The sequence below is a fragment of the Halomonas sp. KG2 genome, from assembly GCA_030440445.1.
Taxonomy (GTDB): Bacteria; Pseudomonadota; Gammaproteobacteria; order Pseudomonadales; family Halomonadaceae; genus Vreelandella.
Window position 1 is genome coordinate 1,152,388 of record CP098528.1, and the last position, 25,274, is coordinate 1,177,661.

General features: G+C 55.3%; 20 protein-coding genes and 2 pseudogenes. 12 read left to right on the forward strand and 10 right to left on the reverse strand.

What is annotated here, in order from left to right; genetic code table 11:
- Positions 1-22 precede the first annotated feature (22 nt).
- The 4 genes from NDQ72_05270 to NDQ72_05285 all read left to right on the forward strand — a co-directional run bounded on the left by NDQ72_05270 (position 23) and on the right by NDQ72_05285 (position 3,148).
- Entirely contained in the window at positions 23-958 is a 936-nt protein-coding gene (locus tag NDQ72_05270) for an AraC family transcriptional regulator (protein ID WKD29365.1), read from the forward strand.
- Positions 959-1,245: 287 nt separating this feature from the next.
- Complete coding sequence (locus NDQ72_05275) at positions 1,246-1,704, forward strand: carboxymuconolactone decarboxylase family protein (GenBank protein ID WKD29366.1); 459 nt, start codon at positions 1,246-1,248, stop codon at positions 1,702-1,704.
- 67 nt (positions 1,705-1,771) lie between these two features.
- Positions 1,772-2,206: a Rid family hydrolase gene (locus NDQ72_05280; protein ID WKD29367.1), complete on the forward strand. Its 435-nt coding sequence runs from the start codon at positions 1,772-1,774 to the stop codon at positions 2,204-2,206.
- A gap of 15 nt (positions 2,207-2,221) precedes the next feature.
- On the forward strand, positions 2,222-3,148 hold the full coding sequence (locus NDQ72_05285) for a sigma-70 family RNA polymerase sigma factor (GenBank protein ID WKD29368.1): 927 nt from the start codon (positions 2,222-2,224) through the stop codon (positions 3,146-3,148).
- 27 nt (positions 3,149-3,175) lie between these two features.
- Here NDQ72_05285 and NDQ72_05290 read toward each other — a convergent pair whose 3' ends face one another.
- Complete coding sequence (locus NDQ72_05290; protein ID WKD29369.1) at positions 3,176-4,135, reverse strand: AraC family transcriptional regulator; 960 nt, start codon at positions 4,133-4,135, stop codon at positions 3,176-3,178.
- Positions 4,136-4,615: 480 nt separating this feature from the next.
- Between NDQ72_05290 and NDQ72_05295 the strand changes: the two are divergent.
- A pseudogene (locus NDQ72_05295) lies at positions 4,616-5,799 on the forward strand (efflux RND transporter periplasmic adaptor subunit).
- A 6-nt stretch (positions 5,800-5,805) separates the two neighbouring features.
- Positions 5,806-8,967 (forward strand): multidrug efflux RND transporter permease subunit, encoded by a 3,162-nt coding sequence (locus NDQ72_05300; GenBank protein ID WKD29370.1) that lies wholly within the window; start codon positions 5,806-5,808, stop codon positions 8,965-8,967.
- Between the two features lie 167 nt (positions 8,968-9,134).
- Here NDQ72_05300 and NDQ72_05305 read toward each other — a convergent pair whose 3' ends face one another.
- Positions 9,135-9,869: a CDP-alcohol phosphatidyltransferase family protein gene (locus tag NDQ72_05305; GenBank protein WKD29371.1), complete on the reverse strand. Its 735-nt coding sequence runs from the start codon at positions 9,867-9,869 to the stop codon at positions 9,135-9,137.
- 227 nt (positions 9,870-10,096) lie between these two features.
- On the opposite strand from NDQ72_05305, the gene NDQ72_05310 reads away from it, so the two are divergent.
- The 4 genes and pseudogenes from NDQ72_05310 (at position 10,097) to NDQ72_05325 (ending at position 14,300) form a co-directional block, all read left to right on the forward strand.
- Positions 10,097-11,086 (forward strand): zinc-binding alcohol dehydrogenase, encoded by a 990-nt coding sequence (locus tag NDQ72_05310; protein WKD29372.1) that lies wholly within the window; start codon positions 10,097-10,099, stop codon positions 11,084-11,086.
- A gap of 34 nt (positions 11,087-11,120) precedes the next feature.
- Positions 11,121-11,519, forward strand: coding sequence for a 6-carboxytetrahydropterin synthase (locus NDQ72_05315; GenBank protein ID WKD29373.1), 399 nt, complete (start codon positions 11,121-11,123; stop codon positions 11,517-11,519).
- Positions 11,516-13,462: a glycosyltransferase gene (locus NDQ72_05320; protein ID WKD29374.1), complete on the forward strand. Its 1,947-nt coding sequence runs from the start codon at positions 11,516-11,518 to the stop codon at positions 13,460-13,462. The genes NDQ72_05315 and NDQ72_05320 overlap by 4 nt, the downstream gene beginning before the upstream one ends.
- A gap of 106 nt (positions 13,463-13,568) precedes the next feature.
- Positions 13,569-14,300 (forward strand): annotated as a pseudogene (locus tag NDQ72_05325) (flippase-like domain-containing protein).
- A 126-nt stretch (positions 14,301-14,426) separates the two neighbouring features.
- Here the strand turns inward: NDQ72_05325 and NDQ72_05330 are convergent.
- On the reverse strand, positions 14,427-15,161 hold the full coding sequence (locus NDQ72_05330; GenBank protein WKD30351.1) for a RibD family protein: 735 nt from the start codon (positions 15,159-15,161) through the stop codon (positions 14,427-14,429).
- Positions 15,162-15,348: 187 nt separating this feature from the next.
- On the opposite strand from NDQ72_05330, the gene ribA reads away from it, so the two are divergent.
- Positions 15,349-16,452: a GTP cyclohydrolase II RibA gene (gene ribA, locus NDQ72_05335; GenBank protein ID WKD29375.1), complete on the forward strand. Its 1,104-nt coding sequence runs from the start codon at positions 15,349-15,351 to the stop codon at positions 16,450-16,452.
- Here ribA and NDQ72_05340 read toward each other — a convergent pair.
- From NDQ72_05340 to NDQ72_05355, 4 genes are all read right to left on the reverse strand, one after another.
- Positions 16,449-17,237 carry a creatininase family protein gene (locus NDQ72_05340; protein ID WKD29376.1) on the reverse strand — a complete coding sequence of 263 codons (789 nt, stop codon included), beginning with the start codon at positions 17,235-17,237 and terminating at the stop codon, positions 16,449-16,451. The two genes, ribA and NDQ72_05340, sit on opposite strands and share 4 nt — an antisense overlap.
- Positions 17,238-17,301: 64 nt before the next feature.
- Positions 17,302-18,084 (reverse strand): FkbM family methyltransferase, encoded by a 783-nt coding sequence (locus NDQ72_05345; GenBank protein ID WKD29377.1) that lies wholly within the window; start codon positions 18,082-18,084, stop codon positions 17,302-17,304.
- A complete protein-coding gene (mdoH, locus tag NDQ72_05350; protein WKD29378.1) occupies positions 18,084-20,063 on the reverse strand; it encodes a glucans biosynthesis glucosyltransferase MdoH in 1,980 nt (659 codons plus the stop codon). Before mdoH ends, NDQ72_05345 begins: the two co-directional genes overlap by 1 nt.
- Entirely contained in the window at positions 20,056-21,585 is a 1,530-nt protein-coding gene (locus NDQ72_05355) for a glucan biosynthesis protein (protein ID WKD29379.1), read from the reverse strand. Before NDQ72_05355 ends, mdoH begins: the two co-directional genes overlap by 8 nt.
- A 176-nt stretch (positions 21,586-21,761) precedes the next feature.
- Here NDQ72_05355 and NDQ72_05360 point away from each other — a divergent pair, with 176 nt between their 5' ends.
- The gene (locus tag NDQ72_05360; GenBank protein ID WKD29380.1) at positions 21,762-23,375 is read left to right on the forward strand and encodes an alkaline phosphatase; all 1,614 of its coding nucleotides are present in this window, start codon (positions 21,762-21,764) and stop codon (positions 23,373-23,375) included.
- Positions 23,376-23,523: 148 nt separating this feature from the next.
- Here NDQ72_05360 and NDQ72_05365 read toward each other — a convergent pair whose 3' ends face one another.
- The 3 genes from NDQ72_05365 to NDQ72_05375 are packed head-to-tail and all read right to left on the reverse strand — an operon-like array spanning position 23,524 to position 25,221.
- On the reverse strand, positions 23,524-23,874 hold the full coding sequence (locus tag NDQ72_05365; GenBank protein ID WKD29381.1) for a hypothetical protein: 351 nt from the start codon (positions 23,872-23,874) through the stop codon (positions 23,524-23,526).
- An 18-nt stretch (positions 23,875-23,892) separates the two neighbouring features.
- On the reverse strand, positions 23,893-24,825 hold the full coding sequence (locus NDQ72_05370; protein ID WKD29382.1) for a lysophospholipid acyltransferase family protein: 933 nt from the start codon (positions 24,823-24,825) through the stop codon (positions 23,893-23,895).
- Positions 24,826-24,828: 3 nt separating this feature from the next.
- Positions 24,829-25,221, reverse strand: a complete 393-nt coding sequence (locus tag NDQ72_05375; GenBank protein ID WKD29383.1) for a DUF4870 domain-containing protein — start codon at positions 25,219-25,221, stop codon at positions 24,829-24,831.
- Positions 25,222-25,274: the final 53 nt, after the last annotated feature.

The window sequence follows — 25,274 nt, forward strand, 5'->3', positions numbered from 1 at the left end:
TGTCCAAATAGAGCCCATTGATATGCGCGATACCTTAACTGAAATTCTGCTCGGCCTGCGCCTTGAGGGCGTTGAGTATGGTCGCTGCCTGCTGCGCCCCCCTTGGGCCGTCGCAACCGCAGCCCAGACAGCAGCACATTTTCATTTTGTAGCTCAAGGCGGGTGCTGGTTGCGTACCGAGACAACCGACTGGACATATCTCAACCCTGGAGATGCGGTGCTCTTTCCGCGTGGAGCGTCCCATGTAATGGCCAGCTCGCAAGACGTGCCTGCAGTGGATGAGGCTACGTTGGCGCGTAGGCCGGTCTCTGAGAATATTTATCTGGTGAACAGTGAATCAAAAGAGGGCGACATTGAACCGAATGTACTTTTTTGTGGTGCCATGCACTTCAATCTCGACCCGCTACATCCACTGATCGCGATGATGCCTGACATGATGCGCGCTAGCGATTTGGCTAAACGCGACCCATCGGTACCTGCCTTACTGGAAGCAATGGAGCGAGAAATTAGCCTGGATCGGGTCGGTGCCTGCGGCATACTTGCCCGTTTGGCCGATGTGCTGGCAGCCAGTATTATTCGTGCTTGGATTGAGTGTGCCAGCAGCGACGACTCCAGCGGTTGGATTGCCGCCGTGCGTTGTCCCCAGCTCGGCAAGGTACTGACAGCCATCCACACGCAACCGGAGCGCGATTGGTCCGTTGCTGAGCTAGCCCATGTCATGGGGGCTTCGCGTTCCAGCTTTAACGAGAAGTTCAGCCGTATGTTAGGTGTGACTCCTGCCAAGTATGTGGCGCGGGTAAAGATGTTTCAGGCTCGACAGTGGATAGCGCGGGATAATATGCGCATCGCCGTGGCCGCTAACCGGCTTGGCTATGACTCCGAAGCCTCATTCAGTCGCGCGTTCAAACGGATTATTGGACACCCACCGAGTGAAGCACGTGTAGTAGAGATCGTGTGACGGTGGAACCTTCTCTTCAGTACCTTGTGAGAACCAGAAGGTGCCGATAACTGAGGGAACACTTTCGAGCGCAGTAGCGCAGCGGCATGCTGGAAGCTTTCAAATATTCCGAATATTGCACTGAGCAGGCTCAAGTCATACAAGGGCGCAAGGGCAGGATCGTCGCCGGACGGCTAATGTTTTTTAAATTATCCCCGCCATGTCACAAACCCTGAGGCTATTCCGTCTACCTCTGTAGAGCTTCCCGTGGAAAGGTTCCACACCACTCACTGCAGAGGAATAGAACGATGGAAATACGCCTGAATGCCTATAAAGCCTCCCCAGAAGGCATTGCCGCGATGACGAAGCTAGAGGAGTACGTGCGTCATTGTGGGTTGGAGTTTAGCCTGGCTATGCTGGTTAAAACACGCGCCTCTCAGATCAACGGCTGTGCCTATTGCCTGCATATGCATACCAGTGATGCCCGTGCCGCGGGGGAGAGCGAGGAGCGGCTCTACCTGTTGTCTGCATGGCGCGAGTCCACTCTTTATACACCTCGGGAGAGGGCGGCGTTGGCCTGGACCGAAGCCTTAACACGGCTGCCTGACACTGGTGCTCCAGCTAAGGATTACGAGCAGGGCCTGGAGAGCTTTACTGAGAAGGAGCTTGTGGACCTAACGCTGCTGATTGGTGCGATTAATGTTTGGAACCGGATCAGTGTAGGCTTTCGTTCGGTTCATCCTAATGAGGCGAAAATAGCCCGCTGATCAACGTTCAGGAGTTCGTGTCATGTATTCCTGTTGCATCCAACATTTTAAATTTGGAGTTATCGCTATGAGTATGATGCTGAACACTGCTTACGCCGGCGGGGTAACAACGGCTATCGTCAACCCCACGGAACTTTATGATCCTGCTCCTAACGGATATAGCCACGCGGTGATTGTCAGCGGCGGCAGCCGGGTCGCCTACATTGCCGGTCAGGGGGGCGAAAATGCCCAGGGAATACTGTCAGCGTCATTTACTGACCAAGTGGCCCAGGCCTATCGCAATCTTAGGATTGTGTTAGACGAGTTGAATGCGAGCCCGCAGCAGGTCACTCGTATTAACACCTATGTCGTCAATTATGATCCTTCCATGTTGGAGGTAATGACCCACTATGTGAAGGAGACCTTTGGCGACTCACTGCCAGCGCAGACGCTTGTTCCAGTGCCGCGGTTAGCGCTGGATGGCATGCTGTTTGAAGTGGACGCGACTGCCGTTCTTGACTAGCGGGAGCGAGGATCCATGGCTGAACAGCCTGCGTGCCAGTTTAATCACTGGCGCCGTTATTTGACCGGTATCGCCTATCGCATGCTTGGGTCAGTGAGCGAAGCGGAAGATGTCGTACAGGATGCTTACCTACGTTGGCACGCTGTTGACCACCATTCGGTATCAGATGTGCGGGCTTATTTGACGACTGTCACTAGTCGGCTTTGTCTTGATCGTCTTAGAACCGCACACCGGCAACGGGAGGTTTATGTTGGTCCCTGGTTACCAGAGCCTTTAGTGGAAGCGCTGGATGCCCCAGAAGACCCCGAGGCGTTGGCCAGTGATGTGTCTTTCGCTTTGATGCTGGCGCTAGAGCGGCTATCGCCTCTGGAACGGGCTGCGTTCCTACTGCACGATGTCTTCGGGCTGGGTTTTAATCAGGTAGCCGTCAGTTTGGGGCGCAGTGAAGCAAGCTGTCGGCAACTCGCCAGCCGGGCTCGGAAAAGAGTGCAGGCCGCTGGTCCGCGTTATCAGGTTAACGCTGGTGAGCATGGCCAACTGACCGAGCAATTTTTTGAGGCAGCTCGTAGTGGCGATGTTGCAGCACTGCAGGCTTTGCTGAGTGAAGGGGCCACTCTGCATACTGATGGTGGGGGCCAGCGGATTGCTGCGCGACGTCTGATTATCGGAGTCGAGAAAATCAGTCGGTTCTTTGCAGGCTTGGCGCGTAAGTCGACGCGATCCCATCCTCGTTGGGTTAATCCTGTGATCGTCAACGGGCTACCAGGGTGGTTAACTATCGAACAAGATGGGCTGCCTCAGGTCATGATGCTGGACATCGTGGATAGTCGTATCCAGGCGCTCTATGTTGTTCGTAACCCGGATAAATTACGCCACCTAGTGGATTATTTTCCGGAGCCGTTTGCTGGGCGTGACGTATGTGCCGACAGTCCTCCTCAATAATAATACGCTGTCCAATAGCGCTGGTGACTAGGCGGGTTGTGTTGCTGCCCTAGCGCCTCTGAGCTGAATGACGTCGGCTCTGGGCGGCGCGCCAAACATGCGGCTATATTCGCGGCTAAAGTGGGAGGGGCTTTCATAACCCACCCGGTAGCTGGCCGTGGCCGCTTCCAGCCCTTCTGCCAGCATCAGTCGTCGGGCTTCGTGTAGGCGTAGTTTCTTCTGGTACTGCAGGGGCGACATGCGTGTGACTTGTCGGAAGCTATGGTAAAGCGTCGATTCACTCATGTTGGCGGCGGCTGCCAGCTCACTGATCTTGAACGGTTGCGTGTAGCTTTCTTTAAGGGCGTAGATGACCTTTGCAATCCGGTTGGCTTGGGAGTCAGAGGCGGCGAATCGACGCATGTGAGGCCCCATTGCACCCATGAGTGCCCGGTAGATTAGCTCGCGCCTAGCTAGGGGCGAAAGTACCTGAATATCTTCCGGTGAGTCGAGCAGGCTTAACAGTCGATAGAGCGCACCCAGCATAGCTGTATCCATGGGAGCCGATTTTAATCCGCAGTCTGTCTCGGGGCAGATAGTATCATTTCCCGCGGGCGGAGCTTTGTCACCCAGTTCCAGTATCAGTCCTGCTACCTCCTGAGGGTCTACCGAAACTTTTACTGCTAGGTAGGGGGTTTCCGGAGTGGCATGGTCAATTCTGCCTACCACCGGTAGGTGAATGGCGCTTCCCATGTAGCTAGGTCCGGTGTAGACGATCTCCTTGTCACCCAATAGCACCGTCTTGCTGCCCTGAATGACAAAGCATAGGCACGGCTCATATACGGCGCAGTGAAAGGTGGTGGGGGTGTCAGCACGTATCAGTTGCACCTCGGGAATCGCCGTATTCTGAAGCTCCTCCAAGGGCGTCCAGCGACGGACAATTTTGCTTAATTGCTGCGGCAGGCTGTCACTGAAATAGGTGGTCTGCTCAGGCACGGTATCGGTCAATGGCTCTCCTCCCTAACAGCCTGCAGTATATGCCTTCGCTGCGCGCATAGGAGGCTTTTTCAGTTTTTTTGCAGGATCGGGCAAGCACTGGGTAGAAACCGACAATCCGTGCCGCGTGTCAGAAAACGGTCATTATGCTAAAAAACCGAAACAGCGCGATGATCCAAATACCTCGCCAAGTGAAGCTTGTCACTCCTCACGACAGAAATAGGCAATCTTACCGCAGGAACCCGATACCTCCATTGTCCTTAAAGACCCTACCGTAGAGAGCTTCTGATTAGGAGCTAGCAACCCCCCTGTCAGCCTCCTTGATAAAAAATCGACCGTTGACCTATTGACCTCAACTTAACTTGAGGTTGCAAAGTGGATGTCGAATCTGACGCTACCCAACCGACTAGTTAAAAGCTAACCACCAATGCGGTACGCAATTATATAACCAACGCTGATATCGGTTTCCGATAGTCACTGGAGCAAGTAATCATGGGAAGTTTGGATCAAAGTGCTCGCTCAACGAGTTGCCGGGGAATCATCCCGCTGCTACTGGTAATGGCTTTACTTACCGGCTGCGAGGCCAAGAGCGAGGAGGCGGCAGCTTCGCCACCACCGCCGCCAGAAGTAGAGGTGGTGAGTATGGTTTCCCAACCGGTAGTGTTGAGTGAGATCTTCACAGGACGAGTAGAAGCCGCAGAAACGGTGGAACTAAGACCTCGCGTCAGCGGCTATATCCAGGAGGTGGCGTTCGAAGAGGGAGAGCTTGTGGAGCAGGGGGATCTACTGTTCCTGATTGATCCGCGCCCATACCAAGCCCGTGTTAGTGCCGCCCAGGCGGATCTAGCCCAGGCCAGGAGCCAGCAGGCTCAAGCGGGCAGTGAAGCTGAGCGTGCTCGGGTCTTACTGGGGCGTCAGGCGATTTCACAGGAGGTACACGACCAGCGTCAATCGGCCCTGAGCACTTCTCGTGCCATGGTCGATGCCGCTGAGGCAGCGCTGCAGACCGCCGAGCTTAACCTTGAGTACACCCGCATTACAGCGCCGGTCAGTGGTCGTGCCGGTCGGGCAATGGTGACCCGAGGCAATTTGGCTAACGCTGACCAAAGCCTGTTGACGACTCTCGTTACCATCGACCCGATTCATGTCTACTTCGAAGCGGACGAACAGGCCGCTTTTGCCAGCCAAGCCCTGCTATCCGATGAAGAGAGCAGCCTGAAGATTGAGTTGGGCGGCGACCCACAGCGTCAATACAGTGGCACGCTGGACTTTATTGATAACCGTTTAAATCCCAGCACGGGAACACTGCAGTTCCGTGCTCGGTTGGCCAACCCTGATGGCCGTATCCGGCCGGGAGAGTTTGCCCGGGTTGAAATGCCGATAGCGAGTTTGGAACAGGCGCTGCTGGTGGAACGTAAGGCAATTTTGACCGACCAAGATCGTCGCTATGTCTATGTCGTGGCTGGTGACAATCGGGCAGAGCGTCGCCAAGTAGCTACCGGTCGTCAGATGGGGGAGCAGATGGTGATCACCGAAGGACTTAGCCCCGGTGATCGAATCATCGTCAACGGTGTGCAAAAGTGTTCTTCCCTGGAATGGAAGTGAGCCCGCAAAGCGCCGTTGCCGCCTCGACTGTCGATGCCCCACCCACCACCCTTGCTGCCAGGGAAGAGTAAACCGCCATGAATTTCTCCCGTTTCTTTGTCGACCGACCGATCTTTGCGGCGGTGCTGTCGATTATCATCCTGGCGATCGGGCTGATCTCCATCCCCAATCTGCCGATCAGCGAGTACCCGGATGTGGTGCCACCCTCGGTGGTGGTGCGTACGGTCTATCCGGGTGCCAACCCGAAGGAGATCGCCGAGACGGTGGCGACGCCTTTGGAGGAAGCCATCAATGGTGTCGAGGACTTGATGTACTTCAAGTCCGTCGCAGGCTCTGATGGCGTACTGCAGATGACCGTCACCTTTCGCCCTGGTACTGATGCGGAGGAGGCGGCCGTCAGGGTACAGAACCGGGTAAGTCAAGCCGAGGCGCGTTTGCCGGAAGCCGTGCGCCGCCAGGGCGTGACCACCCAGAAGCAGTCGCCCACTTTCCTGATGGTCGTTCACCTGACCTCGCCCGGGGGCGAATACGACACCCTCTATCTGCGTAACTATGTGCGGCTGCATGTCAGAGACCGCCTTGCCCGGCTCGAAGGGGTAGGGGACGCCCAGATATTTGGTGGTGGTGACTACGCCATGCGTGCCTGGCTCGATCCCGAGCGGGTGGCGGCGCGTGGTCTCACCGCCAGTGATGTAGTGGCTGCCATGCGCGAGCAAAATGTCCAGGTATCCGCCGGGCAGTTGGGCGCTGAACCCATCGGAGAGAGTGATTTTCTGACCCTAATCAACGCCCGTGGGCGCTTGGAGACGGCGGAGGAGTTTGGCGACATCGTGCTGAAACGCGGTGACAGTGGCGACATTCTAAGGTTGTCGGATGTGGCCCGGCTGGAGATGGGCGCTGGAGACTATACTCTGCGTTCGCAGCTTGATGGCAATGACGCGGTCGCCATTGGTATTTTCCAGGCACCGGGTGCCAATGCGCTAGCTATCCGCGAGCAGGTGGTGGCCACCATGGATGAGTTAGCCACGCAGTTCCCTACCGGCGTTGAGTATGAGGCGGTCTACGACACCACTATCTTTGTTAGCGATTCGATCAAGGCAGTCGTCAAAACCCTGCTGGAAGCCGTGCTGCTGGTAGTACTGGTCGTTACTCTTTTTTTGCAAACCTGGCGCGCCTCAATCATTCCGCTGTTGGCGGTGCCAGTATCGGTGATCGGTACCTTCGGGGCGCTCTATCTGCTGGGATACTCGATCAACACGCTGACCCTATTCGGGCTGGTGTTGGCCATCGGCATTGTGGTCGATGACGCCATCGTGGTGGTGGAGAACGTCGAGCGTAACATCGGCGAAGGGCTCAATCCCCAGGCCGCGGCTCACCAGGCGATGAAGGAGGTCTCTGGACCGATCGTTGCTATTGGCTTGGTGCTGTGTGCGGTGTTTATACCCATGGCCTTTCTTTCCGGGGTGACCGGGCAGTTTTACCGCCAGTTTGCGGTAACGATAGCCATCTCTACTGTTATCTCCACGATTAACTCTTTAACCCTGTCGCCCGCTTTGGCGGCGATGCTGCTCAAACCCCACGATGCGCCTAAGGATCGACTCACCCGGCTAATCGATTGGCTATTCGGCTGGATTTTTCGGCCCTTCAATCGCTTCTTCAACGCCAGCGCAGAAAAGTACCAGGGCGGCGTGGCGCGCTCCCTAAAACGGAGGGGGGCGGTATTTATGGTTTACGCTCTATTACTCACCGGAACCGGGTTGATGTTCAAGGTGGTGCCTCCCGGCTTTATTCCGGTGCAGGACAAGCTGTACCTGATTGCCGGCGTTATTTTGCCAGAGGGGGCATCCCTGGAGAGAACCGACCAGATGCTTCAAGAGGTGGTAGATATTGCCATGGAGACCGACGGTGTTGAGCACGCCATTGCCTTTCCTGGTCTCAATGCGCTGCAGTTCACGAACACTTCCAACACAGGGGTAGTGTTTCTCACTCTTAGCCCCTTTGGCGAGCGTAGTCTCACCGCCGCAGAGATAAACGCCAGGATTAATCAGGGCATAGGTGGCCTGAAAGAAGGCTTTGCGTTTGCGTTTATGCCGCCCCCAATTCTTGGTCTTGGCAATGGGTCGGGCTACCAGATGTTCATCGAGGATCGCGGTAATCTGGGTTACGGAGCGCTGCAGGGAGCGGTTAATCAGCTCCAGGGCGCTATCGCCCAAACGCCAGGGATGGGGTTCCCGATTAGCAGCTATCAATCTAATGTGCCGCAGTTAGATGCAGAGGTCGATCGGCTGAGGGCTAAAGCCCAGGGAGTGCCACTAACCGAGCTCTTCGACACTCTGCAGATCTATCTTGGTTCGACCTATGTGAATGACTTCAATCGCTTTGGCCGCACTTGGCAGGTAATTGCCCAAGCGGACGCTCCTTACCGGACCAGCGTGGAAGACATTGCTCGCCTGCGTACCCGCAATGACCAGGGCGAAATGGTGCCTATTGGCACCATGGTAAACATCAAGCAAACCTTCGGGCCAGACCCGGTGTTGCGCTACAACGGCTATCCGGCGGCGGACTTAGCCGGGGAGGCTGATCCTAGGTTGCTCTCTTCTGCCCAGGCAATGGATGCGATCAACGCCTTGGCAATGGAGGTGCTGCCACCGGGCATGGCGTTCGAATGGACCGACCTGAGCTACCAGCAGTCCACCCAGGGGAGCGCTGCGCTGGTGGTCTTTCCACTGTCGATACTGTTGGTGTTTTTGGTGCTGGCGGCTCTCTACGAAAGCTGGACATTGCCTTTAGCGGTGATCCTGATTGTACCCATGTGCATGCTCTCGGCGCTCATCGGCGTCTGGTTTGGTGATGGCGACAACAATATTTTCGTACAGGTAGGGTTGGTGGTGCTAATTGGCTTGGCGTGTAAGAACGCTATTCTGATTGTGGAGTTCGCCCGCGAGCTGGAACTGCAGGGCAAAAGCGTGGTGGACGCGGCCCTAGAAGCCTGCCGACTGCGACTGCGCCCTATTATTATGACCTCGATCACGTTCACCGCCGCTGTTCTACCGTTGGTCATTGCCACCGGGGCGGGCGCCGAGGTGCGGGCAGCGCTGGGTACGGCGGTATTTGCCGGCATGGTCGGGGTCACCCTGTTTGGGCTTTTCCTCACTCCGGTATTCTATGTGGCGCTGCGTAAGCTCTCTGGCTCTCGCCCGCTTGTCAGCCATCACCTCTCTACTTTGACCGCTGAATAATGATGCCAGCCAAGAAGGGATGCTAGAAGGAGGGCCTTGCTAACGTACTTATGCGAATTCTGACCAAGAGGGTTTAGTGCAGTAGAGTAATCCAACACACCACTTTTGCTCGGCAAAAGTGGCGTATTGGACACGCTTAGCGAGATGATGCCGTGACCTTTACTTTGCTAGTGGGCGTCATGTTTGTGTTGTCGGTACAGCCACCACACATCGAAGCCAAATGAGTAGCTGAGTGAGACTAACGCGCTCAGAGCAAGCAGGCCTGCAGCGAAAGGAGAAGTGAGTGGCGTTAACGCTAGCAGCAATGCAACAACCTGCCACACGCACACTGCTTTACGCCGAAAACTTTCGAATAACGGTGCTTTTAGCCACGCAAATGGCCAGCTAGCGGCGATAAATAAATAACGCATGCCGCCAATCAGTAGTACCCAAGCGCCTAGATGTTCGCTCTGCAATAAGCCAATGCAGAGTATCAGGATTAATACTGCATCCAGCTCCATATCAAAGCGCGCGCCAAACGTGGTGTGGGTTTTAGTGCGCCTGGAAATCCAGCCATCCACACCGTCCAGTAATAGCGCGATGACGGCCACCGCTAGCCATAGCCAAATTGCGTTAGTAAAGGCATTCGCTGCCAGTGCCCCTGCCACGATGGCGACGAGTACGCCGCGCCCAAGCGTTACCCGGTTTGCCCAACCGAGCGGGCCATGGGGCCAAAAACTTACCACCAGTACGCCCATCACGACGTAGAAGCCAGCTGCCAACCACCAGTTTGCAGCGCTGGCGACTAATCCCGGCAGCATCGATCCTAAGCCTGCGAGTAATAGGCTGGCCAGGGCTATCTCCGCCAAGGTGTAAATACGCTTGGGCAAAGAGACACTGGAGGTGTTGGAAAGAGAGGGCATGCTTACTCGCAAAGCGGCTGACTGGCCCGCGGTTGAATTAAAGTGTGCAAACTATTTCTTATGTACCATTCTTGTATAAGAAGGTAAGGTTGTCCATGATGTGAATATAGTTGTTTCAAATCATCTTCGCGCTGACAGGGGTTAAGCAGCCAGGGCTTAAGCAGCCGCTTCGCTTTCTAGGCTACGCTGTATGGAGGGATGAAGCGCTTAAACCATAAGGAAATGTCATGTTGCCGCCTGATACCGCTACGGCTTTTTGGGTGACCCACCCTACCCATGGTGAGCTCAAGCAGGAGCCACTAGCATCACCCGACGACAATGAGGTACGGGTTCGTGCCCTTTATAGTGGCGTAAGCCGTGGCACTGAGTCGCTGGTGTTTAACGCACGGGTGCCGCAAAGTGAATATTTGCGCATGCGCGCTCCCTTCCAAGCGGGTGAGTTTCCTACGCCCGTGAAATACGGCTACTGCAACGTTGGTTATGTGGAGCAGGGGCCAGATCATTTATTGAATAAAACCGTTTTTTGCCTTTTTCCGCACCAGGACTACTACGTCGTGCCTGTCGACGCTGTTTTAGCGCTTCCCGATGACGTACCTGCTCACCGTGCCGTGCTAACCGCCAACATGGAAACTGCCATTAACGGCGTGTGGGATGCTAACCCCATGCTTGGCGAGCGCGTGTGTGTGGTGGGCGCTGGCGTTGTCGGTGCACTGGTGGCGTATCTGTGTGCGCAAATTCCAGGTGTAGAAGTGTGCCTGGTCGACATTAATCCCGAGCGAGAAGCGTTGGCAACGCATTTGGGGATTCCCTTCTGTACACCAGGACAGGCACCCAGCGACCAAGATTGCGTGATCCATGCTAGTGGTCAGCCGGATGGACTGAAGCTGGCCATGAGCTTGCTGGGCAACGAAGGCCGGGTGATTGAAATGAGCTGGTTTGGCGAAGGCGATGTGTCGCTACCACTCGGTGGTGCTTTTCACTCCCAGCGTTTAACGCTTCGCGCCAGCCAGGTTGGACAACTGCCTGCCAAGTTGCAGCCGCGTTGGAATTATCGCCGCCGTTTAGCGCTCGCTTTACGCTTACTCACCGACCCGCGATTAGATGCGCTGATCAGCGGTGAGAGCGACTTTGCCGATTTTCCAACGCTGGCGCCTGCTCTGTTTGGGCCTGATAGCACAGCGCTTTGCCATCGAATTCGTTATCCATTGCCCGCTTAGGCGATGTGGCTTATTTAACACGACAGGAGTGTCTATGTACCGTTTATGCGTTCGTGACCATTTCATGATTGCCCACAGTTTTAATGGGGAAATATTCGGCCCTGCCCAACGCACCCACGGTGCCACCTATGTCGTGGACGTGGTATTTCAGCGCCCTGAACTTGACCAGGATGGTCTAGTGATTGATATCGGTTTGGCCAGTGAAACGGTTAAAGAGGTGCTGGCGGATTACAACTATCGCAACCTTGATGAGGTAAGCGAGTTTAGCGGTAAAAACACCACCACGGAATTTATGGCCAAGGTGATTTTTGACCAGTTGGCGGCTGCCATCAAAGCAGGAAGAATGGGCGCCACCGCTCAGGGGCTGACGCATATGGAGATCAAACTGCATGAATCTCATGTGGCGTGGGCAAGTTATGAAGGAGCGCTATGAGTCAGCCATTGACCTTGATAGTGGCTGGCGATCCAGACCAGCGTACCGGCGGGTATATTTACGACGCCCATATTGTCGCTGCGCTGCGCAAGCGTGGGCTGGCTATCAATGTGGTGGGGTTGGCAGGGCGTTTTCCTGATGCCGATGATGAGGCGGCTCAAGCGCTAGCCAGTGCGCTTTCTGTATTACAGGATCGTTCGCGAGTGATTATTGACGGCCTAGCCATGGGAGCATTGCCCGATGTGGTAGCTGACCATGCTGAGCGCCTTGATATCACTGCGTTACTGCATCATCCGTTAGGTGATGAGCAGGGCTTGAGTGAGCTGGATCAGCAGCGTTTTCACCGTTGCGAACTGCTCGGGCTGGCGCATGTGAATAGAGTGATTGTGACCAGTCGCTTTACTGAACGCCGTGTAACAGCACTGGCGGAGCAATACGCGCTGCCATTTGGTGCCCCTATCAGCGTGGTGGAACCTGGCGTTGAACGTGCTCCGGTCAGCCCCGCGGCGCAACCCAACGAACCTATCCGCCTGCTATGCGTGGCAACGCTGACCCCGCGTAAAGGACAGGATATTTTGGTTCAAGCCTTGGCGGATGTTGAGCGTGGTCACTGGCGATGTGATTGCTTTGGCGGTGCTCGTGATGCTGCGTTTACGGAGCGCGTTCAAACACTGATCGACAACCATCAGCTTGGTGATTGGATAACGCTTCACGGCGAATGTGATGCTGCGACCCTGGAAGCCGCTTATCAAAATGCCCATGCACTGGTGTTACCTTCTTGGTACGAAGGCTACGGCATGGTGGTAACTGAAACGCTAGCCCATGGCTTGCCGGTTATTACCACCACCGGCGGAGCACTGCGGGATACCTTACCTAAAGGGGCTGGCATCAGCGTAGCACCGGGGGATGTTGAGGCGCTGTCGAGGGCGCTGGCGGCTTTCTGCCAGGATGAGGCACTACGCACTGAGCTACGCGCAGGCGCCGCCGCTGCACGTGACCGCTTGGGCGACTGGCAGACTGCAGGAAAAGCGTTTTCCCAGGCGTTGCAGCAATCTTCGACATTGTTGCCAGGAAGCCAATTTAGCGCGGATTGGCTGTCGCTGCGTGAAAGCGTCGATGCCAGTTCGCGCAGCCAAGCGTTGGTCGAGGCGTTAGCGAGCTGGTTATCAGAAGATAAGTGGAGAGCAGAAGCTTGCTCGCCAATCACACTAGCGGATTTAGGCTGTGGACGCGGCAGCAATAGCCAGTTTCTTGCACCTCGCTTGCAGCATGCCCAGCGCTGGATGCTGATTGATCATGACCCGGCCTTACTGAATGAAGCCTACTCGCGAACCAGCCAATTGAACACCGGTAAAGGTGAGCCACTGCAGGTCGAAACCCACTGCGTCTCCCTTAAACAGCTGGATCACCCAGCTCTTACGCACTGTGACGTAGTGACGGCATCTGCGCTGATTGATCTGGTGTCTCAAGAGTGGATCGATGCCTTGGCTGCACAGTGTGCTAAACATCGCCAAGCGCTGCTTATCACTCTAAGCATTACCGGCGAATGGTACTTTACCAATGCCCAGCAGCAACCTCTGAACGACCTTGACGATCGCTGGGTCTGTGAGCTGTTCAACGCACACCAGAGCCGGGATAAGGGCCTAGGCGGTGCATTAGGCGGCGCTGCTCACAGTGCGCTAGCTAAAGCGATGGCTGGCCACGGTTATCGTGTTAACGAGGCTGAAACACCATGGCGCTTGGCGGCGGGCAAGCCAGCGCAGTACCCCTTAATGTGCGCGTTGATTGAAGGATGGGCGAGCGCTGCTAACGAACAGGCTCCTGAGGCGGCGTTACGGATTGCTCTTTGGCGTGATCAGCGCCTGGGTCAGGTAGCCAAAGGCGAGATCGGTATTTGGGTAGGCCACCGCGACTTGCTGGCGCTGCCAGCGGATGAGGGCTAACCCCATGCGACGCTGGCGCTGGCTGAGAACCCCGTGGGTGCAAAAAGGGCTAGTGAGCTTAGGGCTGCTGGCCGCTGTTGCCCTGTGGGTAGAGCCAGACGCGGTGATGGCCGAAGTGCAGCGTTTTGCGCCGGCTTGGATGGCTCTGGCGCTGTTGATCAGTGTGCTGCAAGTGATGCTGAGCGCGTGGCGCTGGCAGTTGACAGCAGGCTTAATCGACGTGCCGCTGCGCTACCGTTATGCACTGCGGGAGTACTACTTAGCGTTGTTGGTTAACCAGTTGTTGCCTGGCGGCGTGTTGGGTGATGCGGGTCGTGCCCATCGCCATGCCCGTCAGTCTTCTTCGAAGGGAAGTGCTTGGCGTGCGGTGGTGATTGAGCGTGCCTCTGGGCAGCTGGCGATTGCACTTTACACACTAATCGCCTTGTTCACGTCACCACTCTGGCTAACAGCGCTGGGCTTCAGTGGCTTGATGGTAGTGGCGGGCGTAGCGGTTATCGTGATGGTGGCCGGTGTGACGCTGATGGTCTGGCTGCGGCGCTCGGCGGTAACGCTACCCGCTTGGTGCGCTGCATTAGGGCAGGATATGCGTCGCGGGCTACTGCAGCGCGACGTATGGCCACGGCAACTGATCTCTTCTCTTGCTATCGTGCTTAGCTATGGCTTGGTAATGGTCTGCGCGGCTCGGGCAATCGGCATAGAGCTGGCGACCTTAGATATTTTGGCGTTGGCTCCAGTGTTGCTGCTTGCCATGCTGGTACCCCTTTCGATTGCCGGGTGGGGGGTGCGAGAAGGCGCCGCCGCAGGCATTTGGATGTTTGTTGGCTTGCCTTCGGCGCAAGGTGTGGCGATATCATTGGCTTATGGTGTGTTAGTGCTGATGGGTAGCCTGCCAGGCATTTGGGCAGCGCTGGCTTCACGGACACATGCGACGCCATCCAGTTCTCCGCCGTCCGGTTCTCCGTCAGGCAGTGCGTCCGCTCAGCACTACGTCGAACAGCGTGTCGTCCCCGCAGCGGAAAGAGCGCATCGTCGGGCGCAACGCATTCTCAAGGGTATCGATGGGCGTCATCTGCAGCCCAGGTCGGCCGGAACCGATCAGCAGCGGCGCAACCAGCAAATGCAAGCGGTCAACCGCGTTCGCTTCAATGAACTGCGAAACAGTGACGCCGCCGCCTTCTACCAATACCCGCGTAAGACCACGATCTGCCAGCAGGGCAATAACGTCGGTGGGACGGAACTGACCGTTGGTATCCAACGGCAGCACGCAGTGTTCGGCGGCCGTTGGCGCCACCGTTACCTCTGGCCCGGTGAGATGCAGCGTGGGGGCGGTAGACGAGGTGAACAGCGCCAAATCAACGGGCACACGTCCTCGTGGGTCAATCACCACTCGGGTGGGGTGTTTGCCCGCCACATGGCGCACGGTGAGTTGAGGATTATCAGCACTCGCCGTACCTGCGCCAATCACTACGGCATCTGCCAGCGCTCGCAGCCGGTGCAGATGCACCAAGCTTTCAACGCCATTGATGTAGTGGGAATGACCGCTTTCCGTAGCGATGCGCCCATCCAGGCTTTGCCCCAGTTGGGCAACCACCCAGCTCGAATGACGCACCAGTGGCAGCAAACACGTCAACAGCTCCTGAGCGGCGCTTGTGACTGCGTGGGGAGAGTGCCAACCGCCATGGGTATCAAGCGTCATAGTGGCGTCACTTTTGATGCCCTGTTGAGTGTCCAGCAACCATGCCCACGCTTGGTCGGTATCGATCGTCACTTCATTGGTGCCAGGCATGGTATCTCCACTCAAAAAACAGCAACTCATCATGCGGGGCCATGTTGCCCGACGCAAGCAAACGTTGTCCGCCCCAACCGGCAACTTGGAGGCCTACATGTATCACATTGAACGCGCTATTTTCGATATTCGCCGTGGATTGCCCGTGGTAATTAATACCGGAGAGCAACGTCTGTTGGTACAGGCTCTTGAAGGCAGTGTGTCGGTCGATTCACTGGCGAAACTCTCCGGCTCTCGGCCAGCGCTGGTATTAACGCGTCATCGCTTGCAGGCAATGGGCATGTCGCTTAAGGCGGATGCGGCCTGCTTACCGCTCACCGAGCAAATCAGTGAGCGTGATTTGCATCACCTTGCTGTGTCCAATGAAGCGTCGAAGGCTCATTCGCTTTTAAGCGGCCTGAAGCCTGCTGGCGTGGGAGAGAGAGGCGCTGTGGCACTTATGCGTCGTGCGCTATTGATACCGGCGGCGCTGTGCGCAGAGGTCAGTGCGACATCAGCCGAGAATATTGCTCAGCAGTTAGCAAAAGGCGAGCTGTTAGAAGTGAATGCCCGCGATGCAGAGACGTGTTTAGCCGGTGCCCCGGGGATGCTAAAGCGTGTCAGTGAAGCACGTATTCCCCTTGAAGATGCGCCTGAAAGCCGCTTCGTACTGTTTCGTGAACCTGATGGTCTGCGAGAGCATGTGGCCGTGGTGATTGGCGATTTGGCTACTATCCCTGGGGCGGTTCCTTTGCGTATGCACTCGGCTTGTCTCACCGGTGATCTGTTCGGCAGTCTGCGGTGTGACTGTGGCGAGCAGTTACGTAATGCGGTGGCCGATATTCAAGCGATGGGTGGCGGCGTACTGCTTTATTTAGCACAAGAGGGACGGGGAATTGGTTTAGCCAATAAGCTGCGCGCCTACACCTTGCAAGATGGCGGTTTAGACACCGTCGATGCCGACCAAGTGCTAGGGTTTGGCGACGACGAGCGGCAGTACGCCGTCGCGGTGGATATGCTCAATGCGCTAGAGATCGATAAAGTTCAGCTGTTGACCAACAACCCGCTAAAAATGGCAGCGCTGCGTGAAGGGGGTATTGAAGTCGTCTCACGTCAGGCGCTCTACGGTAGTGTGACGGATCACAATCACCGCTACCTAAGCGCCAAAGCCAACCGGGCAGGGCATTTTTTAGACGAAGTGCTTGAAGGTCGTGGGCGTTAATCTGGCGTTTTACCAGTGATAAGCGGTGGCAGGCGGGCGGTTTCGGCCACCACCTGCGCCAACTGAGTGGCGTAGTGCCTGACTAACCGTTCACCCAATGCTTGATGAGCACCCGTTGCATCACCGGCAACGCCGAACCTACTCAGGTCCTCGGCAAGCCAGGCAAACGCGGCGCTACCCTCTGGACTGACCAGGGCGTCACCTTTAGGCATTGCCGGTGGGGTAGGTTGGTAGCTGTCGAGCTGCACAAGCTCAGGCGCTAAATGCAGCATGATGGCGGTTTCCAATAATCCGCCATGCAATCCATAGCGCAGCTCATCGGCATTGATAGCACCTTCCAACGGCGGTAGCCGCGTATAGGTGGCTTTCACCACGCGCATTTCAAACTGCTTGCGTAGGGTCAGCGCGGCAAGATCCATCACGGCTTTATTGCCACCGTGGCTATTAATCAGCACCAGCTTTTTTATCCCTGCCTGGGCAATGCTTTCGCCGTAAGCCTCTAATGTCGCGATGGCGAGTGGAGCGGGCAGGCTAAGCGTTCCAGCAAAGCTGGCGTGTTCGTCGCTCGCACCGACGGCAATTGCTGGCAGACACAGCACGTCGAGTGCTGGGTCAATCATGTCTAACATGGCGGCTTGTAACCCTTCACCAATGATCAGATCGGTGCCCAGCGGTAGGTGAGTGCCGTGTTGCTCAATGGCCCCCAAGGTGATCACTGCGACTGGATCACCTTCGGCAATCGAGGCGAGCTGGGGAGCGGTGAGGGTTTGCCAGTGATAAATCATGCAGATTCTCTTGTTTTGAAAGCTATGTTTTAAAAGCCGTGTTTTAAAATCGTTTTTTGAAGAGTTATGCGGCTTCGTTTAACAGCGGATGGTCGGCGCGGCAGGCGTAGAGATCCCCAGAGGCTAAGCCGTCAACGCCATCGTTAAGCCATTGGGTAATGGTTTCAGGGGATTGCCAGGTTGCCCAGCGGAAGTGGCGCTGCTCACCGGCAATTGCATTGAAACGGTAGTCGCCAAGACGTGACAGCTGTTCAACGCAGGCATGGCTGACCTCTAACACGCCCGCAACAAATTCCACTGAAAGCGCTGCTACCGGGTGGTTAAGCCCCATCAGCACTTCTGCTTCAAACCCTTCAACATCAATTTTTATAAAGCTTGGTTCGCCGTAAGTGGCGATCAGTTGATCCAGTGTAGTGACTTCCACGCTTAGCTGCTGTTCCCATTGCACGTGCTGAAAGCCAGGGTTTCGTTCGCCCACCTGATGTCGCCATTCGGTCGCTAGGGTAGAGAGGGTCGGATTGCTAACACTGATAGCGATATCCGCATAGCCGGGTTGCGGTCCAGCGGCCAGTGGTAAGAGCGTGATGTTAGGCTGATTAAGTATCCGTTTAAACCATTTGGCCAGTGCTGGCTGTGGCTCTAATGCCACTACCTTAGCACCTAGCGAGTGGAAGGCGGCACTACGGTCGCCTAAGTGAGCGCCAATATCAAAAGCGATATCGCCCGGTTGAATAAACGGACGATATAACTGTTTCAGACCCCTTTGCCTTCCTGGCCGCCAGTAAATAAACAGTGAACGCACCATACCGCTGGCACTGCGCAGCCGATGAAAAAAAGCAGAAGGCATTAGTGGGGCTCCTTAGTGGGTGGTGCATGCTCGGTTTTTATCTGGACGTGATGGCGAAACGACTGGCAGGGCATATCGCCTGGCTGTTCTTGGGGAGGCGCTAGAGCAAGTGTTAGCGACGAGCGAGCTAAGGTGGCAATGGATTGATGACTGCGGCTTTCTAACGCGGCAAACTCCTCCAAAAGTGGTGGTTGTTGTGCTGAACTGGGTGTTTGCAGTAAGCCGAACTTGCGGCTAACGAGGCCTCCCCAAGTGGCACTGCTAGAATATTTCACCAGTGGAGCGGCTCCAATCAGCCCCAGCCATGCGGGGGTTAACCAACCAAACGCAGAGGGTGAAAAGAGTATCATCGTGCCTGCCCAAGCAATACCACACAGCGTCATCCACCCAGTGTGGTGCCATGTTTCTCGCCAGCTTAGCGAACGCTCTCCCCGGTGTTGGGTTTGCCAGTCAATGGCTCGGCCAATCAACACGTTGATGATAAATAAGCTATGCCACGCCATCATCAGTGGTGCAATCAATGCAGCAAACAGAATTTCCAAGAGTGTGCTGGTGACAAGCTTGAGTCGCCCGCCGTAAGCATGGGGGCATTGCCAGAACGTTAGTAATAGCCCCAACAGCTTGGGCGCAATCAGCATACCCAGCGTTACACTTAACAGACTCAGAGAGAGGGCTTCAGGCAAAGGCGGGTTTGACGTGGTCTCAATGGCTTGATAACCCACCATCAGGCTGGTGCAGAGCAGAAGCCCAAGCCAAACAAGCGAAGAAAGGTAGGCAAACGCGCCGAATAAAAAGTGTAGCCGACTAATCGGGTGAAAACCGGCGCCGGTGAGTAAGCGTAAGTGCTGCAGGTTGCCCTGTAGCCAGCGGCGATCACGCTTGGCAAAGTCGAGCATGTTACTCGGCATAGCTTCAAAGCTGTTGTGTGACGCGCTAGCGTAAGGGTTATGGCGAGATACGGCGGTGGTCGCAGAGGTATCCAGTAACACCTGCCAGCCGCCCCGTTTCAAGAGAGCCGCTTCGACGAAATCGTGGCTTAATAGCTCCCCTCCCAGCGGTGGCTTACCTGAAAGGATAGGTAACCCGGCATGGGCCATAAAGGCCCGAGTGCGAATAATCGCATTGTGGCCCCAGTAATTCGCCGCATCGCCCTGCCAGAAGCTTTGGCCAGTTGCCAGCATCGGGCTGTAGAGTGCTGAGGCTAGCTGGGTAAAACGTCCAAATAGCGTGCGTTGGCCAACAGGGATAGGCACCGTTTGAATAAGCCCTACGCTGGGTTGCCGCTGCATCCGGTGGACTAAGTGCAGCAGTGTAGCGCCACTCATTAGGCTGTCGGCATCTAGCACCACCAAGTAGTCATAGCGGCGGCCCCAGCGGCGGCAAAACTCTGCGATATTGCCTGCTTTGCGGCCATCATTATTAGGGCGTCGCCGATAATGAACGGCTATCTGTCCGGCCAGGCGCTGTTGCAAGGCAGCCACATGGGCCGCTTCGATGTCTGCCATGGCCGACTCATGAGTATCGCTCAATACAAACACTTCAAAGTATTTGTTGATAGCACTGGGTGTTCCTGCACCATACGCTTCTGCTTGCTGGAGAAGTGAATGACACGTTGCTTCTAGCCCTGCAATGGTCGGGATGGGAGGTTCTGCATAAATAGGCATTATTAGCGCGGTGCGGCTGATTAACAGGCTAGCATTGGGGTTTTCAATGGCTTGGCGACGTAAGCTGAGTGGATCGCGGCGTAGCGCACAAAGCACAAAGCCACATAGTGCCCCCCAGAAAGCCAGCGCTATCCAAGTAAACGTTAATGCAAATAGGATCAACATGGTGAGCTGCCAGCCAATGGCAAAGTTGGCAACGACCTTCGCCATCGCGATACAGCCACCAATGCTGGTGGCTAACACCGTGAAAGCAAAGAAGGCTCTACGACCGTTAAGCCAGGGCATCGAAGGCCGCAACGCGTGGAGATCAGGCATCGGGATACCACACGTAATTCCAGGTTTCAGTAATCGGCTCTCCTTCAACCATCAGCCGTAGCCGGATATCACTAGGCTCGCTGCTGGGGGGCAGTCGGAAAGTGGCCCGTTGTCCGTTGTTGGGTAGTGTTTTAACTTGAGGTAGTAATACCTCGCCATTGAGCACGCTGATGTCCAACTCGATTGGCTCGCTTGATGTCAGGTCATCCAGTTTGCCGCCCTGGAAGTCGACAATAAATTGGCGCTGATCAGCAGAGGGGGAGTCGGCCTCGCCTGGAACCGCTGCGTTTCCATGGCGGGTGCGCACAACCTTGCCCAGTGAATTAGCCTCGGGCTGTTCATTGAGCGTAAACGTTCGATAGTGAAGGTGGCGAGACTCGCCAGCAGTGAGCGCCTCCTCGGCCACCCAATAAGCCACTATATTGTCGTGAGTCTCATCTGGCGTGGGAATTTCGACGAGTTCTACATGCCCTGGTCCCCAGTCAGCAAGGGGTTCGACCCACTGGCTGGGGCGGCGATGGTAGTGGGCTTCAAGGTCTAGGTAGCGGTTAAAGTCCCGCTCCCGCTGCATTAGACCAAACCCAGAAGGGGAGTCGTCCATAAACGCTGATACGCGAAGCGATGAGGGGTTTTGCAACGGCCGCCAAATCCACTCGTCGGCCCCCGTGTGGATTAGCAAACCATCAGAATCATGTACCTGGGGACGAAAGTCATCAGCTCGTTCGGTGCCGGCTTCCCCAAAGGTGAACATGCTGGTGAGCGGCGCAACCCCTAGCTTTGCTATATCAGAACGTGCAAACAGCGTTGCTTCTACATCTGCCTCGGTGCTCTCGCCCGGCGTTAACGTAATGCGGTAGGCACCGCTTAGCGATGGGCTATCCATGAGGGCGAGTAGCGTAATGCTGTCAGAATCTTCATCAGGCTTGTAGAGCCAGAATTCACGAAATTCGGGAAACTCTTCACCACTGGCTAATGCGGTATCAATGGCAAGGCCACGGGTAGAAAGGCCGTAGGCTTGGTCGCGTCCTACTAAACGGAAGTAACTTGCGCCAAGGAAAACAGCAAATTCATCGGCATAATCATCACTATTGATAGGATAGTGCAGCCTAAAACCGGCATGACCGCTGCCCGTTAAATCATGCTCTAACAAACGGTTGGCATCGCCATCGTACTGAAAGTCATCGGCCGAGAAAGAGAGTGGTTCAACGTCACCATCGTCGATCACATTAATCGTGACGGGGGTTTGAAATATAAATCCGCTATGAAATAGCTGCATACTGAAAGGGCTTTCATCGCGCCAGTAGGCTCGCTCGGGATTGAAACGGATTTGTCGATACAGGTCGTAATTTAACGACGTCAGAGCGCTGGGAAGCGTCTCATGCGGGGGCTGGTAAGGCGCATCGGCTAAGGTTTTAGCACGCTCAATAACGTGGTCAAAAACATCATCATCGTTAGCAATCGCAGAAAAGGCGATCAAGCAGTTGAATGACAACATCCATTTTGCTGCAGTACGAACACTCATGAGCGAGTTCCTTTCGATTGCATGCCAACATGGTAACCATAAAATCAGTATATGAAATATTTCAACAAAAGTTATACCATTGATCCTATTGGTATATGATTTTTATGGTCGTGTGCAAGCTTTAAACTCCATTAAGCGTGTAATGTTTAGGTGATTGCTATGCTGTTGAAGCGCTGATGATTCGTCTTCTACTCACATGTATAACGCTCAACTTTCTACTGGTATTGCCGCTTTGGTGGCGTTTCGGTGAGATTGGCTCTCCTCTAATTGCTTGGGAAGCATGGCTTATAGCCCCTGTAATGCTACTTATTCGCCCTGGTAGCTTACGTCGCTGGTTGGCTATTTTGTTGGTAGGTTGGCTGGCGTTGGTATCGGCAGCCAACCTAGGTGATGCCGCGACACACACCGCGTTTGGGCGATCACTTAATCTCTATCTGGACGTGCCTTTGGTGCGCTCTATCTACCATTTGCTAGTAGGTAATGTAGGTCAACTGGCAGCAATTTTCCTGATGTTGTTGGGCAGTGCGGCCCTGCTAGGTAGTTTATGGGTGATGCTGCGATTGCTGCTGCCTGCTAAGCCTCTATCGGTGAGGCGTGCTTCAGGTGCTCTAGCCATCCTCGTGATGATCACCGCAGCAGGTTTCGCGGTTTCCGAGGCTAACGGCAAGCGATTGGTCGCTAAATCAACGCTGCCTGCTGTTAACACCACGCGTTTCCAGTGGGAACAGGTAGTGGCGACTCATCGGGCGAGAGTGGCGTTTAGCGAACAGCTGCAGGCGTCACCGTTAGAGCCTAGCCCATTACCCGGTTTGTTGGGGCGCAATGTCTTATTAACGTTTATTGAATCTTATGGTGTATCGGCCATTAATGATGCTCGCTACAGCAGTGTCGTACTGCCTACGCTAGATGACATACAGCAACGTTTGGGTCAGCGCGATCTACACGCTGTTTCGGGGTTGCTAGAAGCGCCTATTCGGGGAGGTCAGTCTTGGCTTGCTCATGCCACGGCGCTAAGCGGTCGCTGGATTGATAATCAGCTATGGTATCGGCTGATGCTGGAAAGCGGTCATTCAACGCTGATTAGTGATTTTAGTAGCACTGGGCAGCGGACGCTTAGTGTCATGCCAGCCATTACGTTGGCTTGGCCAGAAGGGCTGGCCTACGGATTTGATGAGATTGCAGCAGCGAAAGATTTACCCTATGCCGGGCCAGCGCTGAACTGGGTCACAATGCCCGATCAGTTCACGCTGGATTACACCCAGCGACATTTGTTAGGCGAAGCGCCGGTATTCGCGCAACTTGCACTTATCTCTAGCCACGCGCCATGGACACCAATTTTACCCGTTTTCGAAGACTGGTCGATGATAGGCGATGGGCGTATTTTTGCCCCTTGGGAGGAGGCCGGTGATCCGCCAGAAGTGCTTTGGCAGGATATTGAGCGTATCCGCGACCATTACGCTTGGTCGATAGACTACGCTGTGAAGGTCACTGGGCGTTGGGCCGAGCGAGTGGTTGATGACAACACTCTATTGATTGTACTGGGAGATCATCAGGCGGCACCGCTGATTACCGGCGACAACGCCAGTGCAGCGGTGCCCGTGCATGTGATTAGCGGTGACCCCCGACTCTTAGCACCTTTCAAGGTACGTGGTTTTATTGATGGCATGCTGCCGTCACTGGAAAGCCCTGAGGAAGCCGCGAAAATGAGCCAGCTGCGTCATTGGTTACAGCAAGATTTCGGCACGCCAGCATTAACTTCTTCTGGGTCAACGACTGAGACGACACCATGACCTAGCCTGTCATCCTTAGCAGTTGCTCAGTTGCTCAGTTGCTCAGTTGCTCAGTTGCTCAGTTGCTCAGTTGCTCCTGCGCCTAGCGCCGTCGCGAAGTTTGCTGCAGCAAATGCTGGCGTGGTTGGAGGGGGGCGATACTTAGTTGTTACCAGAGCCAACTGCCAGGACGAGCCGGCGGCTCTCCCTTGCGCACTGCGAGCCAGCCAATAATACAGCGCACACCAAGCCACACGGCTAATAGTGGCCATAGCAAGGTGCCTACTAACATCAAGCTAAGGGTAAAGGTGGCGATAAAGTAGAGGCAGCCTATCCAAAAAGTCCGGATCAAATAGCGGTAGTGCGCTTGCAACCACGGCGCGGCCTCTTTGCGATATACGTAAGCGACTATAACGCCAATCAACAGTGTAATATTGGCTGTTACTAGACCCGCTAAGTAGAGCGCGTAAATGATCTGGGGTGGGCGCGTTTCCTCAGTGGGACTATAACGCTGGGTCATAAATTACCTCGTTACCCGTTAGTAAATCCGAAATTCTCTGGCGTTTGCCAGCCCTTGCTGTTGCTCTATGACCTTGCGATAGCGTTTGTATTCCCACTGATACTGCGTTGGGTCAAGCGCAATTGACGCTTCTACGCTGGCATTAACACCAGTGGCTGAGACCACATCATCGGCGCTGTAAACCTGCTCATCGGCGTCAAGGAAATGAATTTCAAACCCCTTGCCGGGCACCCGTAAGGCAACGCCAGTGACTACTCTTGCCTGAGTGCGGGCGACCAGTTTCGGTAGCAGCGTTGCCGTATAGGCATCGCGCCCATAAAAAGGGGCAAATACACCGCTACCCCAGTTCGGTTCTTGATCCGGTAAGATGCCAATAGCTTCGCTACGCTTAAGCGCTTTGAGAAGGGCAGCGACGCCTCTGGCGTTGGTGGGTACCAAGCTGGCTCCCATGCGCTCACGGCCATGGCGAATAATAGGCTCAAGGTCGGCAATTTTGGGGGGTTCGTACATGGCGGTAAAAGGGAAGTGGCTGGAGAGCCAAAAATTAAGCACCTCCCAGTTACCAAAGTGCGGAGCAAGCACAATGACGCCGCGGCCATCGGCGCGGGCGCTGTCTAGCTTATCTCGGCCATGAACCGACAAAATGCTGGCTGCTACTTTTTCGGGCGCAGCCATCCACGCATGGCCAAGTTCCAGCATTGTCGCCGCCGAGTGGCGCAGGCTTTGTATGGCAAGGGCTTTGCGCTGGCTGGCAGTGGCTTCTGGGTTAACCACTGCCAGATTGATTTCCGTCACCTGACGCTCTCGTTTGCTAAAGCGATAGACCAGCGGACCTAACCGCACGGCGATACGCCATAGCACGCCAAGTGGCCAGCGCGCCAGGAGCTTCCAAAGGGCTATGATGGCACGTGCTTGGAAACGTGATTTTTTAGACGGTGACTGCTCTGTCATAAATTACAGGAACCAGCTATCAACGTTGGTTGGCGCACGCTTCTCCTGCAGACCCTTAAAGCCTTTCACACAGCGAACAATAAACCATACGGCCAACGCCAATAGCATGGGGATGCCAATCAGAATAAACGTTAGCAACGTGGCGATGCTGCCGTAGAGCAGCCCAATCCAAAACGTACGGATCTGGTAACGGTAGTGCTCATCTAGCCATTCAGGTCCTTTACCACGATAGACATAGGCGATAACGATGCCGACCAGCGAGGTAAACCCTACCAAAAAGCTTGCCAAATAAAGCGCGTAAATCACCATCGCCATGGTGGTATCCGGCTGTTCTGAAGACGTACTGTCGTTAATTACTTCACCTTCTAAAGGTGCTTTGTTGGCATCGTCGCGCATAACCGATCCTTTTTGCTATTCGCCATGAGGCGTCCCCGAGGACGCCGTTAAAG

Bases quoted from the DNA above. Each gene is read 5' to 3' on its own strand.
- NDQ72_05355 (WKD29379.1), bottom strand. From the start codon at position 21,585: ATGAGTGTTCGTACTGCAGCAAAATGGATGTTGTCATTCAACTGCTTG.
- NDQ72_05320 (WKD29374.1), top strand. From the start codon at position 11,516: ATGAGTCAGCCATTGACCTTGATAGTGGCTGGCGATCCAGACCAGCGT.
- NDQ72_05270 (WKD29365.1), top strand. From the start codon at position 23: ATGCGCGATACCTTAACTGAAATTCTGCTCGGCCTGCGCCTTGAGGGC.
- mdoH (WKD29378.1), bottom strand. From the start codon at position 20,063: ATGCCTGATCTCCACGCGTTGCGGCCTTCGATGCCCTGGCTTAACGGT.
- ribA (WKD29375.1), top strand. From the start codon at position 15,349: ATGTATCACATTGAACGCGCTATTTTCGATATTCGCCGTGGATTGCCC.
- NDQ72_05315 (WKD29373.1), top strand. From the start codon at position 11,121: ATGTACCGTTTATGCGTTCGTGACCATTTCATGATTGCCCACAGTTTT.
- NDQ72_05340 (WKD29376.1), bottom strand. From the start codon at position 17,237: ATGATTTATCACTGGCAAACCCTCACCGCTCCCCAGCTCGCCTCGATT.
- NDQ72_05375 (WKD29383.1), bottom strand. From the start codon at position 25,221: ATGCGCGACGATGCCAACAAAGCACCTTTAGAAGGTGAAGTAATTAAC.
- NDQ72_05370 (WKD29382.1), bottom strand. From the start codon at position 24,825: ATGACAGAGCAGTCACCGTCTAAAAAATCACGTTTCCAAGCACGTGCC.
- NDQ72_05360 (WKD29380.1), top strand. From the start codon at position 21,762: ATGATTCGTCTTCTACTCACATGTATAACGCTCAACTTTCTACTGGTA.
- NDQ72_05345 (WKD29377.1), bottom strand. From the start codon at position 18,084: ATGCCTTCTGCTTTTTTTCATCGGCTGCGCAGTGCCAGCGGTATGGTG.
- NDQ72_05330 (WKD30351.1), bottom strand. From the start codon at position 15,161: ATGACGCTTGATACCCATGGCGGTTGGCACTCTCCCCACGCAGTCACA.
- NDQ72_05310 (WKD29372.1), top strand. From the start codon at position 10,097: ATGTTGCCGCCTGATACCGCTACGGCTTTTTGGGTGACCCACCCTACC.
- NDQ72_05285 (WKD29368.1), top strand. From the start codon at position 2,222: ATGGCTGAACAGCCTGCGTGCCAGTTTAATCACTGGCGCCGTTATTTG.
- NDQ72_05305 (WKD29371.1), bottom strand. From the start codon at position 9,869: ATGCCCTCTCTTTCCAACACCTCCAGTGTCTCTTTGCCCAAGCGTATT.
- NDQ72_05275 (WKD29366.1), top strand. From the start codon at position 1,246: ATGGAAATACGCCTGAATGCCTATAAAGCCTCCCCAGAAGGCATTGCC.
- NDQ72_05300 (WKD29370.1), top strand. From the start codon at position 5,806: ATGAATTTCTCCCGTTTCTTTGTCGACCGACCGATCTTTGCGGCGGTG.
- NDQ72_05280 (WKD29367.1), top strand. From the start codon at position 1,772: ATGAGTATGATGCTGAACACTGCTTACGCCGGCGGGGTAACAACGGCT.
- NDQ72_05365 (WKD29381.1), bottom strand. From the start codon at position 23,874: ATGACCCAGCGTTATAGTCCCACTGAGGAAACGCGCCCACCCCAGATC.